Source organism: Bradyrhizobium zhengyangense (assembly GCF_022012555.1).
Classification (GTDB): domain Bacteria; phylum Pseudomonadota; class Alphaproteobacteria; order Rhizobiales; family Xanthobacteraceae; genus Bradyrhizobium; species Bradyrhizobium zhengyangense.
Genome location: NZ_JAKLTZ010000002.1, coordinates 224,785 through 239,556 on the forward strand (window position 1 = coordinate 224,785; position 14,772 = coordinate 239,556).

Annotated in this window: 11 protein-coding genes; 8 read left to right on the forward strand and 3 right to left on the reverse strand. The window is 66.1% G+C overall.

Going from position 1 to position 14,772, the window contains the following annotated elements:
• Positions 1-26: 26 nt before the first annotated feature.
• Positions 27-1,637, reverse strand: coding sequence for an amidase family protein (locus L6639_RS06335; RefSeq protein ID WP_237859886.1), 1,611 nt, complete (start codon positions 1,635-1,637; stop codon positions 27-29).
• Positions 1,638-1,837: 200 nt separating this feature from the next.
• On the opposite strand from L6639_RS06335, the gene L6639_RS06340 reads away from it, so the two are divergent.
• The 3 genes from L6639_RS06340 to L6639_RS06350 all read left to right on the forward strand — a co-directional run bounded on the left by L6639_RS06340 (position 1,838) and on the right by L6639_RS06350 (position 5,775).
• Positions 1,838-2,992, forward strand: a complete 1,155-nt coding sequence (locus L6639_RS06340) for an acyl-CoA dehydrogenase family protein (protein ID WP_237859888.1) — start codon at positions 1,838-1,840, stop codon at positions 2,990-2,992.
• A gap of 213 nt (positions 2,993-3,205) precedes the next feature.
• Positions 3,206-5,170 carry a methyl-accepting chemotaxis protein gene (locus tag L6639_RS06345; RefSeq protein WP_237859889.1) on the forward strand — a complete coding sequence of 655 codons (1,965 nt, stop codon included), beginning with the start codon at positions 3,206-3,208 and terminating at the stop codon, positions 5,168-5,170.
• Between the two features lie 122 nt (positions 5,171-5,292).
• Positions 5,293-5,775 carry a hypothetical protein gene (locus L6639_RS06350; protein ID WP_237859891.1) on the forward strand — a complete coding sequence of 161 codons (483 nt, stop codon included), beginning with the start codon at positions 5,293-5,295 and terminating at the stop codon, positions 5,773-5,775.
• Between the two features lie 190 nt (positions 5,776-5,965).
• Here the strand turns inward: L6639_RS06350 and L6639_RS06355 are convergent, their stop codons facing one another.
• Positions 5,966-8,131 carry a putative bifunctional diguanylate cyclase/phosphodiesterase gene (locus tag L6639_RS06355; protein WP_237859893.1) on the reverse strand — a complete coding sequence of 722 codons (2,166 nt, stop codon included), beginning with the start codon at positions 8,129-8,131 and terminating at the stop codon, positions 5,966-5,968.
• Positions 8,132-8,597: 466 nt separating this feature from the next.
• On the opposite strand from L6639_RS06355, the gene mepA reads away from it, so the two are divergent.
• The 5 genes from mepA (at position 8,598) to modC (ending at position 12,624) form a co-directional block, all read left to right on the forward strand.
• Positions 8,598-9,542 carry a penicillin-insensitive murein endopeptidase gene (mepA, locus tag L6639_RS06360; protein WP_237859895.1) on the forward strand — a complete coding sequence of 315 codons (945 nt, stop codon included), beginning with the start codon at positions 8,598-8,600 and terminating at the stop codon, positions 9,540-9,542.
• Positions 9,543-9,779: 237 nt separating this feature from the next.
• Positions 9,780-10,286 carry a hypothetical protein gene (locus tag L6639_RS06365; protein WP_237859897.1) on the forward strand — a complete coding sequence of 169 codons (507 nt, stop codon included), beginning with the start codon at positions 9,780-9,782 and terminating at the stop codon, positions 10,284-10,286.
• Between the two features lie 191 nt (positions 10,287-10,477).
• A complete protein-coding gene (gene modA / locus L6639_RS06370) occupies positions 10,478-11,257 on the forward strand; it encodes a molybdate ABC transporter substrate-binding protein (protein ID WP_237859899.1) in 780 nt (259 codons plus the stop codon).
• Positions 11,258-11,263: 6 nt separating this feature from the next.
• Positions 11,264-11,959, forward strand: a complete 696-nt coding sequence (gene modB / locus L6639_RS06375) for a molybdate ABC transporter permease subunit (RefSeq protein WP_237859902.1) — start codon at positions 11,264-11,266, stop codon at positions 11,957-11,959.
• Positions 11,960-11,961: 2 nt separating this feature from the next.
• Positions 11,962-12,624 carry a molybdenum ABC transporter ATP-binding protein gene (gene modC, locus L6639_RS06380; protein ID WP_237859905.1) on the forward strand — a complete coding sequence of 221 codons (663 nt, stop codon included), beginning with the start codon at positions 11,962-11,964 and terminating at the stop codon, positions 12,622-12,624.
• A gap of 167 nt (positions 12,625-12,791) precedes the next feature.
• On the opposite strand, the gene L6639_RS06385 is transcribed toward modC, so the two are convergent.
• Positions 12,792-14,585, reverse strand: a complete 1,794-nt coding sequence (locus L6639_RS06385) for a potassium/proton antiporter (RefSeq protein WP_237859907.1) — start codon at positions 14,583-14,585, stop codon at positions 12,792-12,794.
• Positions 14,586-14,772 lie beyond the last annotated feature (187 nt).

Sequence of the window (14,772 nt, forward strand, 5' to 3'; positions counted from 1 at the left end):
ATTGGTCGCGCGCCCGCCGCCGAGGTTCACAGCGCCGGCAGGCCCGGCGGCGGCTTCCGCGCATTCGACGCCTGCTCATAGGCATAGGCGAGCCGCAACAGCTTGTGCTCGCTCCAGGCACGGCCCGCAAAACTGATGCCGAGCGGATAATCGGGCGTGTCCTTGCCGCCGGCGCCCGCGACGAGGCCTGCGGGCACCATGACGCTGGGATAGCCCGCCTTGGCTGCAATTGCAGCGCCAGTCGCACCGGGAAACAGGACGGCGTCCACCTTGTGCTGGTCCATATAGGCATCCATGCCGTGCCTCTTGGCCGCGAGCAAATCCATGGCACGCGCGGATTTGTACTCGCGCTCGCTCAGGTCGCCTTTGGTGAGGTCGGCGGCGAGAAACAGATCCTGGCCAAAGCGCAAGGCCTTCTCTGGGTTCGCGGCGTTGAAGGCGATGACATCGGCCATGGTCTTGATGTCTGTCTTGGTCGCCCAATCCCTGAGATAGAGATTGAGGCCGTATTTCAGCTCGTAGAGGAACACGATCGGCGCACCGGTTGGATTGCCCTTGTTGGGACTCAGCGGATTGCGGTTGAGCACGGCCATGTTGGTGCCAGGGCCGGCAAGCCAGCCGCGCGTCGGCATGTTGGCGCGCACGATGACGGCGCCGAGATCCTCCATCACCTCGATGGCTTCGGCCATCAGCTTGGCCCCGTCAGTCGGCAGCTTGCCGTAGTAGCAATCGTTCAAGGGATCGGCGGGATCGCTCGGCACGCCGATGCGCGCGCCTTTCATCGCATCGCGCGTAAGATCGGCGGTGTAATCGGCCGGCCTACGCTGCCGCTCCGTCGCCGGGTCGAGCGGATCCTTGGCGGCCAGAACGTTCAGGAGGACCGCTGCATCGCGCACGGAGCGCGTCATCGGCCCGGCGGTGTCCTGGCTGTGCGCGATCGGCACGATGCCGGCGCGGCTGATCAGCCCGACGGTCGGCTTCACGGTGACGATGCCGTTGCGGCTGGCGGGATGCAGCAGCGAACCCGAGGTCTCGGTGCCGACCGAGGCCGCGCACAGGCCTGCTGCCACGGCGACCGCCGACCCCGAGCTCGAGCCGCCCGGGTCCACGATCGGAATGCCGCGCTCGTCCACCAGATCAGGCACGAAAGGATTCTTCACCTGGCCGCCCAGCGACGAGTAGCCCGAGGGCATCTCGACCGCGAGGATGTTGGCGAACTCGGTCAAATTCGCCTTGCCGAGGATCACCGCGCCGGCCTTGCGCAGCAGCTTGATGACGGTGGCATCGCGCCTCGCACGCGCGCCCTCCAGCGCCAGCGAGCCCGCCGTGGTCGGCTGCTTGTCCGATGTCGCGATGTTGTCCTTCACCAGGATCGGCACGCCGGCCAGCGGCCGTTTGACGGACGGCCTGCTGCCGTCGAGCGCGCTGGCGATTGCGAGCGCGTCCGGATTGAGCGCGCGAACGGAGTTCAGCGCCGGTCCGCCACGGTCATAGGCCGCGATGCGCGCGAGATAGGCTTTTGTGAGCGCCGTCGCGGTGACGCGCCCGCCGGCCAGGGCCTCGATGATATCGCTCATCGGCGCGTCCTCGAGCCTCAGTTCGGGCGGCACGGCATTGCCGCGGGTCGGCTTCTTCATGACGTGCCTCTTGGGCTTTTATATGCTACAAAACGTAGCATTAATCCTGATCACGCGACAAGCTGATCAGCAAGGCAGCAGATCGGGTCGTTCATCTCTATGCGCGGGGCCGAAGGACACGAGCCACCTTGATCCTCTCCACCAGATAGACCACCATCGGGTTTCACCGCTCACAGCAGAATGGGCGAGGAAACGCTGATATGGATGGAACTGTCGAAGTCGATCTCGTCGCCCGGGCGCGGGCCATCGCGCCGCTGATTGCCGATGAGGCCAACGAGATCGAGCGGACGCGACGGTTGACGCCTGACGTCGTGGGCGCGCTGATCGGGAACGGGCTCTACCGCGCGCTGCTGCCGCAGAGCCTGGGCGGATCGGAGGCGTCGCCCGAGATCTTCATGGAGATGCTTGAGGAGATCGCGAAGGCCGATGCGTCCACCGCCTGGTGCCTCGGCCAAAACAGCGTCTGCGCGATGATCGCAGCCGCGCTCGACCACGACACCGCGAACGAGATCTTCAACACCGCGCCCGGCATTCTCGCCTGGGGCGCGGTGGCGCATGAGGCGCGCGCGGTCGAGGGCGGCTACCGCGTCACTGGGCGGTGGGACTTTGCCTCGGGCTCGCCGCAGGCAAGCTGGCTGGGCGCGCATGTCCGCATCGTCAATGCCGACGGCACGCCTCGGAAAACTGCAGATGGGTCGCCGGAGCTGCGCACCCTGCTGTTTCCGCTGGCGAGCGCCGTGATGCACGACGTCTGGCAGGCGATCGGCCTCGCCGGCACCGGCACCAATTCCTACGAGGTGAAAGACCTCTTCATTCCCGATCGCTTCGCCGCGCTCCGCGACGTGCCGGACGCCCTGCGGGAGCCGGGCCCGCTCTACCGGCTGCCGACCGGCTCGACCTACAGCCTCGGCTTTGCCGCGGTCTCGCTCGGCGTCGCGCGCGCGACGCTGGATGCAGCGATTGCGCTGGCGCGCGCCAAGCATCAGTCATTGGCCGCCAGCGCAATGCGCGACAACCAGGCGATCCAGGGCCTGATCGGCCGCACCGAGGGCGACTTGCGCGCCGCGCGCGCCTATCTCTACGGGACAGCGCATGCGATGTGGCGCGACCTCTCGGCGACTGGCGTCTTCAGCCCGGCGCATCGCAGCGCTGTCAGGCTCGCCGCAACCTGGACCATCCAGCAATCAGCGGCGGTGGTCGACACCGCCTATCGCATGGCCGGCGCCACCGCCGTCTTCCGCAGCCATCCGTTCGAGCGACGGTTTCGTGACATGCACGCCATCACCCAGCAGATCCAGGCGCGCGACACGCATTTTGAGGATGTCGGTAAGATGATCCTCGCCGAAAATCGCTAGCAGCCTGCGGCGCCTTGTCTCGTTCCAGGGCATCTCAAACCATGCAGGCCGAGCGCTTTCGCAACTTCCGTCCGCTCATGGCGATGAGTCATGCAAAAGCGTGCTGGCGGCTCCGCCGAAACACGGACGCACACCGCCATTGTTGTTAAGCAATTTCTGGGACCGTCTCGGCAAGACCAAGAATCAATCTTTTGGAATGCCCGGGAATTCTCGATGCTGAAGCTCAAGTCGATTGCGGCCCGCCTGATTCTCGCCATTGCACTGACCGTTGCAGTGGCCTGCGCCATCCTCTCCGGCTTCTCGATTACCCAGCAGCGGGCGCTGACGCGAATGGCGCTCGATCAGCAGCTCAAGCTGCAATACGAGAGCGTGATCGCAGCCATCGACTATGAGGGACGTTCGGCACTCGCCGTCTCCGCCGTGATCGCGGCGCTGCCGCCAGTGGGCGACTCCATCGCTCGGGGCGACCGCGACGCTCTCGGCGCCCTGCTCGGCGACGCCAACAAGGCGCTGAAAGCCCAAGGCATCCCGCTGATCACCTTTCAGCTTCCACCGGCGATCTCGTTCTATCGCGTCCACGCGCCCAAGACCTTCGGCGACGACGTCTCCGTGCGCCGCGCCACCGTGGTCGAGGCGCTCAAGACCGGCCGCCAGATCGTCGGCGTCGAGCCGGGCCGCGAAGCGCTCGGCATCTTCGGCATGACGCCGATCGTGCGCGACGGCAAGAACATCGCCAATGTCGATATCGGCGCCGCCTTCGGCAAGGAGTTCGTCGACCGCGCCAAGAAGCGCTTCGGCATCGACCTTGCGGTCTATTCCGTCGACGGCGGCTCGCTCAACAAGCTGTCCTCGACCTTTGGCGAGAACGCCGTCGCCAAGCCGGACGAGTTGAAGGCCGTGATATCAGGCGCGCCGCTGCTGCGCGAGGCCGAGCTCGACGGCCATCCGGCCGAGGTCTATGTCGGGCCGATCAAGAACTATGCCGGGCAACCGGTCGGCGTGCTCGAAATCATCAAGGACACGACCGAGTATGAGGCCGCCTTCGCGGCCTCCGAGCGCCATCTGATCCTCGGCACGGTCGCAATCCTAGCCGCCGCCATCGTGCTGGCGTTCCTGCTCGGACGCGGCCTGTCGCGGCCGCTCACTGCGATCACCGCGATCATGAACCGGCTGTCGAGCGGCGACACCAGCGTCACCATTCCCGGCAGCGAACGGCCGGACGAGCTCGGCACCATGGCGAAGGCGGTCGAAACGTTCCGCCAGAGCATGCTCGAGGCAGGCTCGCTACGCGAGGCGCAGGAGGCCGACAAGGCCCGGGCCGCGATCGAGAAGCAGGCGCTGCAACGGCAGATGGCCGACCGCTTCGAGGCCGACGTCAAGGGCGTGGTCGCCGCCGTCGCCAAGGCGACCGAGGGCATGCAGCATGTCGCCGGCGAGATCACATCCAGCGTCAACGGCACCTCGCAGCGCGCCTCCGCCGCAGCGAGCGCATCGGAAGAAGCTTCCACCAGCGTCAATGCGGTCGCGGCTGCGACCGAGGAGCTCGCCTCGTCCGTCACCGAGATCGGCCGCCAGGTCACCCATTCCAGCCAGGTCGCGAGCGGTGCAGTGGTCAAGGCCACCGAGACCACCGAGATGGTCACGAGCCTTGCGGCTTCCGCCGAGCGCATCGGCGACGTCTTGCGCCTGATCAGCGAGATCGCGAGCCAGACCAATCTTCTGGCGCTCAATGCCACCATCGAAGCGGCCCGCGCCGGCGAGGCCGGCCGCGGCTTTGCCGTGGTCGCCTCCGAGGTGAAGGAGCTGGCGAGCCAGACCGCGAAGGCGACCGACGAGATCGCCGCCCAGGTCAACGCGATCCAGGCCGCGACCGGCAGTTGCGTCACCGCGATCTCGGACATCAGTGGCACCATCCGCGAGATCAGCGGCATCGCCACCACGATCGCCGCCGCCGTCGAGGAGCAGGGCTCGGCGACGCGGGAGATCGCCCGCAGCGTGCAGCAGGCCTCCACAGGCACGACCGAGGTCTCGGCCAACGTCGCCGGTGCGAGCCAGGCCGCCGATCAGTCGCGGGCGCTCGCCGGCAATGTCATGGTCGCCTCGGGCGAGCTTGGCCAGCACGCTTCGGTGCTGATAAAGAGCGTAGATATTTTCCTGGCCGGGCTTCGTGCGGCGTAAGGCGGCCCGCGCGAGCCGGCCTCGATCTATTTGACCTAAATCAAGCACACGACAGCACGCCTATCTCTGAATAGGCTGTCGATGGCCGCGCCAGAGCGCCGCCGCACAGCACGGAGATGGTCATGAGGTTTTCGAACTCTCTGCGTATTGCCGTTCTCGCCGCGACCGGTGCCCTGCTCGCCACGGGTGCTCAGGCCGGCCCGATGCCGACCTCAGTGGCGACGATCAAATCGATGGTCGATCCCGCCACCACCGAAGTGCGCTGGGGCTACGGCTACCGCGGCGGTTACGGCTATCGCGGCGTCGGGTTGGGATATCGCGGTGGCTATGGCTATCGTGGTGGCCTCGCCTATCGCGGTGGCTGGGGCTATCGCGGCTATGGCTACCGTCGCCTCGGTTACGGTGTCGCAGGCGCCGTCGTCGGCGCCGGAATTGCGAGCGCCTATTACGGAAGCGGCTATTATGGTGGCGGGTACTATGGCGGCGGCTATCCCGCGTACAGCTCTGAGCCGTACTACGGCTATGGCGGCGGCTACGGTTATGGCGGCGGCTACCGCTACGTCGACGATTCCTGCCTGCCCTCCGGCCCCTACTCCGGCTACTAGACGCCTGCATGATGTCGGCTGAGATAGCAGCCGCGTGAGAGGTGCGCTCCCTCGCCCCGTTCTTACGGGGAGAGGGTTGGGGTGAGGGGCCTCTCTCTCCACGCGAGATCGTCGAGAGACCTGTACCCCCTCACCTGAATTCGATCTCCGATCGAATTCGACCTCTCCCCGCAAGCGGGGAGAGGTGAACTCACGCCACCAGCGCGGCGTCCTCCTCGTCCGTGGCGTCGATGCCGCGCTGCGCGGCCAGGAGGCTGATGATCTCGGCGTTGGGCCGCGCCTTGCTGAACAGGAAACCCTGCCCCTCGTCGCAGCCCTCGGCGCGGAGGCAGCTCAGCTCTGCTTCGGTCTCGACGCCTTCGGCGGTGATGATGACCCCAAGGCCTTTGCCGAGGCTGACGATGGAGCGGATGATCGCCTGCGCCTCGCGGTTGGCGCCGAGATCGCGCACGAAGGACTGGTCGATCTTGATCTTGTCGAAGGGAAAGCTACGCAAATAGCTGAGGCTGGAATAGCCGGTACCGAAATCGTCCATCGAGATGCGCACGCCGAGCGCCCGCAGCGCATGCAGCGTCGCCAGCACCTGTGCGCTCTTCTCCAGCAGCAGCGTCTCGGTGATCTCGAGCTCGAGCCTTCGCGGCGGCAGGCCGGAGTGTTTCAGCGCGTCGGTCACCATCGAGAGCAGGTTGCCGCTGCGAAACTGCAGCGGCGACAGATTGACGGCGACGCGGACGTCGTCCGGCCAGGTCGCAGCATCCAGGCAGGCCCGGCGCAGCATCAGCCCACCGAGCGGATTAATCAGCCCCGTCTCTTCGGCGACCGGAATGAACTCGGCCGGCGAGACCATGCCGCGCTCGGCATGCGGCCAGCGCACCAGCGCCTCGAAGCCGGTGATGCGGCCGCTCTGGAGATCGATCAGCGGCTGGTAATAGGGCCGCAGCACGTCGTGCTGGATGGCATCGCGCAGCTCGACCTCGATCTTGCGGCGACTCTGCGCCTTGGCATCGAGTGCGGCCTCGAAGAAGGCGAAGCTGCCGCGCGCGTCCAGCTTAGCGCGCGACAGCGCCATGCCGGCACTCTTGAGCAGCTTTTCGGACTCATCGCCGTCACCCGGCGCCATCGCGATGCCGATGGAGGCGCGGATCACCACGGAATGGCCATCGAGCAGATAGGGATCGGCGATGGCCTCGAGCAGGCGTTTTGCGAGGCCGACCGCGTCCTCGGGCCGCGTCAGGCCGCTCTGGACAATCGCGAACTCGTCGGAATTGAGCCGCGCCAACGCGTCTTCCTCGCGCAGGGTCGAGCGCAGCCGCTTGGCGACGCCGCGCAACAGCTTGTCGCCGACCGCATGACCCAGCGTGTCGTTGACCGACTTGAAATTGTCGAGCCCGAGCATCAGCACTGCGACCTTCTCGGGACTGCGGCGCGTGTGCAGCAGCATTTCGTCCACGGTCTGACGCAGCAGGTTGCGGTTGGGCAGGCCGGTCAGGGCGTCATGCTGGGCCATGAAGGCGAGCCGCGCCTCGGCGCGCTTGCGCTCCGTGATGTCCATCAGCGCCAGCAGCACCGCGGGCTGGTCGGCATAGGTCAATTCGCGGGAATAGATCGCAAGATCGATCAGCGCGCCGTCGGCCTTGACGTGCTTCCACGTGCGCGCGGCCTGCTCGTCGCTGGACCCGTCGGTGGTCCAGGGCGGCTCGCTGTCGAAGGCCTGCAACGAGCGGATCTTCAGCTTCTCGAATTCGGCGCGGCTGTAGCCATAATGCACGATCGCGGCGTCGTTGACGCCGAGGATGCGCTCGTCATCCAGCGCGCAGACGATCATGGGGACGGGATTGCCGTCGAACAGCAGGCGGAACGAGGCCTCGCGCTGCTTCAATTCGGTGATGTCGACGCGCAGACCGACCACGCCCCCGTCATCGGTGCGGCGTTCTTCGATCAGGATGACGCGGCCGTCGGACAACGTCTGCTCGTGGCGCTTGCCGGGCTCGTAGAGCTTCTTTAGCCGCGCCGCGATCCATTCGTCCTCGTGACCGGCCGCTTCTGGATAGTCGCCGCGGGCAACGCCGACACGCAGCGTGTCTTCCAGCCGCGCGCCTTCCCGGAATAGGTCGGCGGTCTTGCTGTAGATCTCGGCATACTGCTTGTTCCAGAGAACGTAGCGGCCTTCGGGATCGAGGATGACGATGCCTTGCGGCAGGAGATCGACGGCCTGGCGCAGCCGCTCATGCGACCTGCGGGCTTCCGCGATGGCGGCTTCAGTTTCCGCGCGGCTTTGCACGAGCTGGTCACGCGCGCCGGAAGGATGAGTCGCGCGCGCAAAGCGCGGCTTGCGCGGTTGTCGTCCCGCGATCACGGCCTGCTTTCGCTTTCTTGTTTTTTTGGACCCCAAACTCAACTTCACACGCCTTAACCGCGCCCAGCGGCCGCAACTCTTGCTCCAAGTGTCTGAAAGAAAAGTAATCTTGGCCAGCGGCGGCACCGACGGCGCGGCCTGGCGCAGGACCGCTTTGCCTGTTTGCGAGGCGTGAGAAGCGTCGTCAGGCGCGTCGAACCTGCTTCCGCCTCGCCATCGGCGAGAGCCGAGCTGCAAAAACGCGCAGTCTCCATGAATCAATTCCGGAACAGACGCTGCTTGCATGCAGGACGCAAATGCATCTCGAGCAGCGCACGAATTTTGGTCAATGCAGGATAGCGTTATCGCACCGTTAAAGAACGGCCCGGCATGCGACTTTGGGATGATCCGATTGGAAAATTAAATGTCGTGTTGGGCGCGTCGCCGCATGCGGCATCGGCTCCGCGTTGGGTTATAAGGATGCAGCATGAGTCCCCGCCGCATCGCCCCTCTCCTGCTTGTGATGACGCTCCTGGCCGCCAACGGCGCGCTGGCCCAGGACAAGGGCAGCGTGAACCCGAAGCCGCTGCCGCCGCTTGCCAATCCCAACGATCCCAAGATCGGCGCCAAGGAGCTGTTCGCGCGAAAGCTGCTGCCCTCGAAAGGGCCGGCGCACGTGATCGGCTCTTATGTGAAGGGCTGCATCGGCGGCGCCGAGCAGATGCCGCTCAACGGCGACACCTGGCAGGTGATGCGGCTGTCGCGCAATCGGAACTACGGCCACCCTGATATGATCGCGCTGATCAAGCGCCTGGCCGCCAAGGCGCACAAGGATGCGGGCTGGCCGGGCATTCTGGTCGGCGACATCGGCCAGCCGCGCGGCGGCCCGGCATTGTCGGGTCATGCCAGCCATCAGATCGGGCTGGACGCCGACATCTGGCTGACGCCGATGCCGGACCACCGTCTCTCGCGCGAGGAGCGCGAGGAGATGTCCGCGGTGATGATGGTGCGCGAGGATCGCCTCGACATCGATCCGAAAGTGTTCACGCCCGCCCATGTGCTGGTGCTGCGCGATGCCGCGCAGGAGCCGGCGGTGCAGCGCATCTTCGTCAATCCCGCAATCAAGAAGGCGCTGTGCCGCGAGGCCAAGGGCGACCGCTCCTGGCTGTCGAAGATCCGGCCGTGGTGGGGCCACGACTATCATTTCCACATCCGCATGCGCTGCCCGGCGGGCGCCAGCGACTGCCACGGCCAGCCGTCGCAATCCGAGGACGAGGGCTGCAAGCCCTCCGACTTCGCGTTTTGGTTCAGCGAGGGCGTGCTGCACCCCAAGCCGCCGCCGGAGCCGCCGAAGCCGAAACCGCCGATGACGCTGGCGCAGATGCCGGCGGCCTGCAAAGCCGTGCTGCACGCGGCCGATGCGAAGCCGTAGGGCGTGTGGGGAGGCAGCGTCCCGCCTCACCCGCCGCCGTCGTCCCGGACAAGCGCGCCGCAGGCGCGCGCAGATCCGGGATGACGATGAGTTGGTTGGTACGCACCATTCAAATGCGCTAATATCGGCACTCGCCGCGCGGCCGTAAGTCCGCGGCATTTTCGGGATGCGCATCCCGCCTCCGACAAAACCTGACCGCAAGCCGCGCCCACGCGTGGCCAACGATGAGAATTTGCCATGCGCGTCCTCACTCTCCTTGCCGTGCTCTCGATCGGCGCGACCTCCGCCTTCGCCGCGGAGGAGCCCAGCGGCTGCGACAAGTTCAAATGGCCGATCGAGCGCGACCGGGCCGCACTGACCGCACCTGACCGTGCCAAGCTCGCCTCGGGAGCCGAGCAGGCGGCGGTGCCGTCCTCGGCGGTCACGCTGGGGCTGGTCGCGCCGCAGGACGCAAAGCTGCCCTCGCCGCCCGAGCGCGCGCCGAAGGATGGCACCTTTGCCGGCTTCACCAGCATCAAGGCGGCGAAAGCCGGGCTCTACGCGATCAGCCTGTCCTCGGGCGCCTGGGTCGATCTGGTCCAGGACGGGCATTTCCTCAAGCCTGTGGCCTTTAGCGGCGCGACCGATTGCGACGGCATCCGCAAGACCATGAAATACGAGCTGTCGGACAAGCCGTTCGTGCTCCAGATCAGCGGCGCCAAGGACAATTCGCTGTCGATTTCGATCCTGCCGGCCGCCCAATAAGCGGGTCTGGTCAGACAAACCGTCGGCTTTGACGTGAGGCCTTCACCTGCTATCTTCGAGAGCTGCGATATCCCCGCCGGCCGTAAGCCGTTGCGGGGACGCGGGAACAGCGCTTCCGCCCGTCGCCTCATCCACCCAACGCCAGAATTGCGCGTACGTTTGCGCGCGCGGGCTCGCACGGAGCGCCATCCATGTATCGTATCGCCGGACTTTTCACCGCCTTCGTCATGCTCGCGAGCCTCGCGCCTGCGAGCGCCGAGGACAAGACCATCACGGTCTTCGCTGCCGCCTCGATGAAGAACGCGCTCGACGAAATCGACGCCGCCTACACCGCCAAGACCGGCATCAAGTTCAGTGTCAGCTATGCCGCAAGCTCCGTGCTGGCCAAGCAGATCGAGCAAGGCGCGCCGGCCGATGTATTCGTCTCCGCCGACACCGACTGGATGGACTACGCCGCCTCCAGGAAGACCATCAACGAGGCTTCCAGGGTCAACCTGCTCGGCAACAGCATCGTGCTGATCGCGCCGAAGGATTCCAAGATCGACAACGTCACCATCGCGCAAGGCTTCGACCTCGCAAAACTCGCCGGCGACGGCAGGATCGCGACCGGCGATGTGAAATCCGTGCCAGTCGGGAAATACGCCAAGGCCGCGCTGGAGAAGCTGGGGGCCTGGCAGGCCGCTGAGCCGAAATTCGCCATGGCCGAGAGCGTGCGCGCCGCGCTGACGCTGGTGGCCCGCGGCGAAGCCAATCTCGGCATCGTCTATTCCACCGACGCCAAGGTCGAGCCCGGCGTGAAGATCGTCGGCACCTTCCCGGCGGATTCGCATCCCGCGATCATCTATCCCGTCGCGGCAACCACCACCGCGAAGCAGGAGACGAACGACTATCTCGCCTTCCTGCGGACGTCGGCGGCCAAGACCATTCTTGAAAAATACGGCTTTAAATTCCTGATCAGCCCGACGACCTGATTTTTCGTGCTCGACATCTCTCCCGCTGAATGGACGGCGATCCTGCTCTCGCTCAGGGTCGCAATCATCGCGACGCTGGTGGCAACGCCATTCGGCATTGCCTTGGCGTGGCTGCTCGCCCGCAGGGATTTTTGGGGCAAGTCGGTGCTCGATGCGATCGTGCATCTGCCTCTGGTGCTGCCGCCTGTCGTCACCGGCTACCTGCTGCTGCTCACCTTCGGCCGTCGCGGCCTTGTCGGCGCCTTCCTCGCCGATCATCTCGGCATCGTCTTCGCCTTCCGTTGGACTGGAGCAGCACTCGCTTGCGGCGTGATGTCGTTTCCGCTGCTGGTGCGGCCGATGCGGCTGTCGATCGAGGCGATCGACCGCAAGCTCGAGCAGGCCGCCGAGACGCTCGGCGCCGCGCCGTTCAAAGTGTTCTTCACGGTGACGCTGCCGCTGGCGCTGCCCGGCGTGCTCGCCGGCATGGTGCTCGGCTTTGCCAAGGCGATCGGCGAGTTCGGTGCCACCATCACCTTCGTCTCCAACATTCCCGGCGAGACCCAGACGATTTCGTCGGCAATCTATTCGCTGATCCAGACGCCTGACGGCGATGCGGCGGCGGGCCGCCTTGTCATCGTCTCGATCGTGCTCGCGCTCGGCGCGCTCATCGGCGCCGAATGGTTCGCCCGCCGCGCCACCGCGCGCCTGCACGGGAATTGACCATGCTGCGTGTCGACGTCGAAAAGCAGCTTGGCGAGTTCTCGCTGCACGCGACCTTCGCCAGCGAGGGCCGCGTCACCGGCCTGTTCGGCGCGTCCGGCGCCGGCAAGACCTCGCTGATCAACATGATCGCCGGCCTCTTGCGGCCCGACCGCGGCACCATCATCATCGACGGCGAGACGGTCGACGACACCGCGGCCGGCATTCATGTGCCGACCTGGCGCCGCCGCATCGGCTACGTCTTCCAAGATGCGCGGCTGTTTCCGCATCTCAACGTCGCGCAAAATCTTGACTATGGAAGGCGGATGAACCGCCTCGCGCCCGATGCTGCCCAGCACACGCGCGTGATCGAGCTGCTCGACATCGGCGCGCTGCTCGACCGTCGTCCCGGAAAACTTTCCGGCGGCGAGCGCCAGCGCGTGGCGCTCGGCCGCGCGCTGTTGTCAAAGCCGCGCCTGTTGCTGCTCGACGAGCCGCTCGGCGCGCTCGACGAGGCCCGCAAGCTCGAGATTTTGCCCTACCTGGTGCGGCTGCGGGACGAGGCCAATATCCCCATGGTCTATGTCAGCCATGACGTCGCCGAATTGCGCCAGCTCGCGACGCAGATCGTGATGCTGAGGCAGGGCCGCGTGACGTCGTTCGGCGGGGTGAAGGTGCTGACGTAGAGGCACCAGCAGCCCCACTCACCGCTGTCATGCCCCGGCTTGACCGGGGCATCCAGTACGCCGCGGCCTCTCCGTGTCCCAGCACGGCCTCTGGAATACTGGATTGCCCGCCTTCGCGGACAATGACAGCGAGGGTGTGGAAGCGGTTCGCCAAAAACGAGAGCGGCCTAAACCCCCGCCACCGACGACCAGATCTCCGCGAGCTTCTTCCGCAGCGCCTGCCGCCGCGTCAGTGGCGCCGGCGTCTCGTCGTCTTCCGGCAGGCGCAGACCGACGACATTGACACGGCCGCCGGAGATGCTACGTGCGACCAGCACGATCTCGTCGAGCGGCAGCTCCGCGCCTTCCTTCGGCGCGCGGTCGAGATGGACGTCGAAATAATCGGCAAGCGTGAGCTTGCCCTCGTCCTCGGTCACCTTCACGCCGTAGATCTCGGCGAGCTCGGCGAGCGTGTGCTCGCCCGAGACCACGAAGTCGCCGAGCAGATGCGGATCGGGTGCCGTGCTCGGCTGCATGTCGACGAAGAAGCGGTCGAGCGCCTCGGCCTTCTCTGGCGGCGCCAGCAGGTAGATGTAGTCGCCGGGCGCGACCGGCTCGGCTTCCGCGGGCGTGAGGATGTGCTCGTTGCGGATCACCAGCGTCGGCTTCGACCAGGATGGAATCAGGCCGCGGCGGAAATACAGGCTCTTCGGCCGCACCGGATAGCCGACGAGCTGCTGCTCGAGCTGGCCCGGCAGATCCAGCTCGACACGACGCGGCCCGCGCTCGGCGCGCGGCAGCGCCACGTGCAGCTTGCGCGCGGCGGGCGCCAGCGTCCAGCCCTGCAGCAGCAGCGAGATGATCACGACGACGAAGGCGACGTCGAAATAGAGATAGGCCTTGGACAGGCCGACCAGCATCGGGATCGACGCCAGGAAAATCGCGACCGCGCCGCGCAGGCCCGTCCAGGCGATGAATATCTTTTCGCGCCAGTTGAAGCGGAATGGCGCAAGGCACACGAACACCGCGATCGGCCGCGCCACCAGCATCAGCACCAGCGAGACGGCAATCGCCGGCAGCACGCTGGAGCCCAGCCGGCTCGGCGACACCAACAGGCCCAGCAACACGAACATCACGATCTGCGCCAGCCAGGTCGCGGCATCCAGGAACGCCACCACCGAATTGTGCGCGCGTGTCGGCCGGTTGCCGATGATGATGCCGGCGAGATAGACGGCAAGGAATCCCGAGGCGTGCATGATTTGCGAGCCGCCGAAGATGACCAGCGCAGCCGTGGTCACGAACGGGGCGTGCAGGCCCTGCGGCAGCGCGACCTTGTTGAGCCCGATGACGACGAGGCGTCCGCCTATCACGCCGACGACGGCGCCGAGCAACGCCTCCTGGACAAACTCCATCACCACATGGCCTGGGCTGCTCGACCCCAGCGAGATGTATTCGACCAGCATGAGCGTCAGGAAGATCGCGAAGGGATCGTTGGTGCCGGATTCCGCCTCCAGTGTCGCGCCGACGCGCGGGCGCAGGCGCAGCCCCTGGGTGTGCACCAGCAGGAACACCGCGGCCGCGTCGGTCGAGGCCACCACCGCGCCGACCAGCAGCGACTCCGTCCAGTTGAGGTCGAGCGCGTATTTCGCAAACGGCGCCGTGATCAGCGCGGTCAGCAGCACGCCGACGGTCGCGAGCACCACGGAGGGTGCGAGCACGGTGCGGATGCTGGCAAAGCGCGTCTTCAACCCGCCGTCGAACAGGATCAGCGCGAGCGCCACCGATCCGACCAGATAGGTGGTGCCGACATCGTTGAACTGGAGCTGGCCGGGACCTGCATCACCCGCCAGCATGCCGATCGCGAGGAAGACAAGCAGCAGCGGCGCACCGAAGCGCAGCGCGAGCAGGCTCGACAGGATGCCGGCCATGACGAGGACGGCGCCGAGCAGAATGGCGATGCTGAAAGAGTCGAGGGAGGCCATCCACCTTCCGGGTACAAATCGCTGGAATTGCATCCTTATCGTCGCCACACTCCTGCGCCAACCCATTTTCGCTGCTCGCGGCAATCTGCCCGTATTTTGCGGCCTTAACGCGCTTCACTTCACGGTGTATCGATGGCTCGGCTGCAGCCTTTGTGGGATTCTGCAGCGCCTTCGAATCAAACCCGCC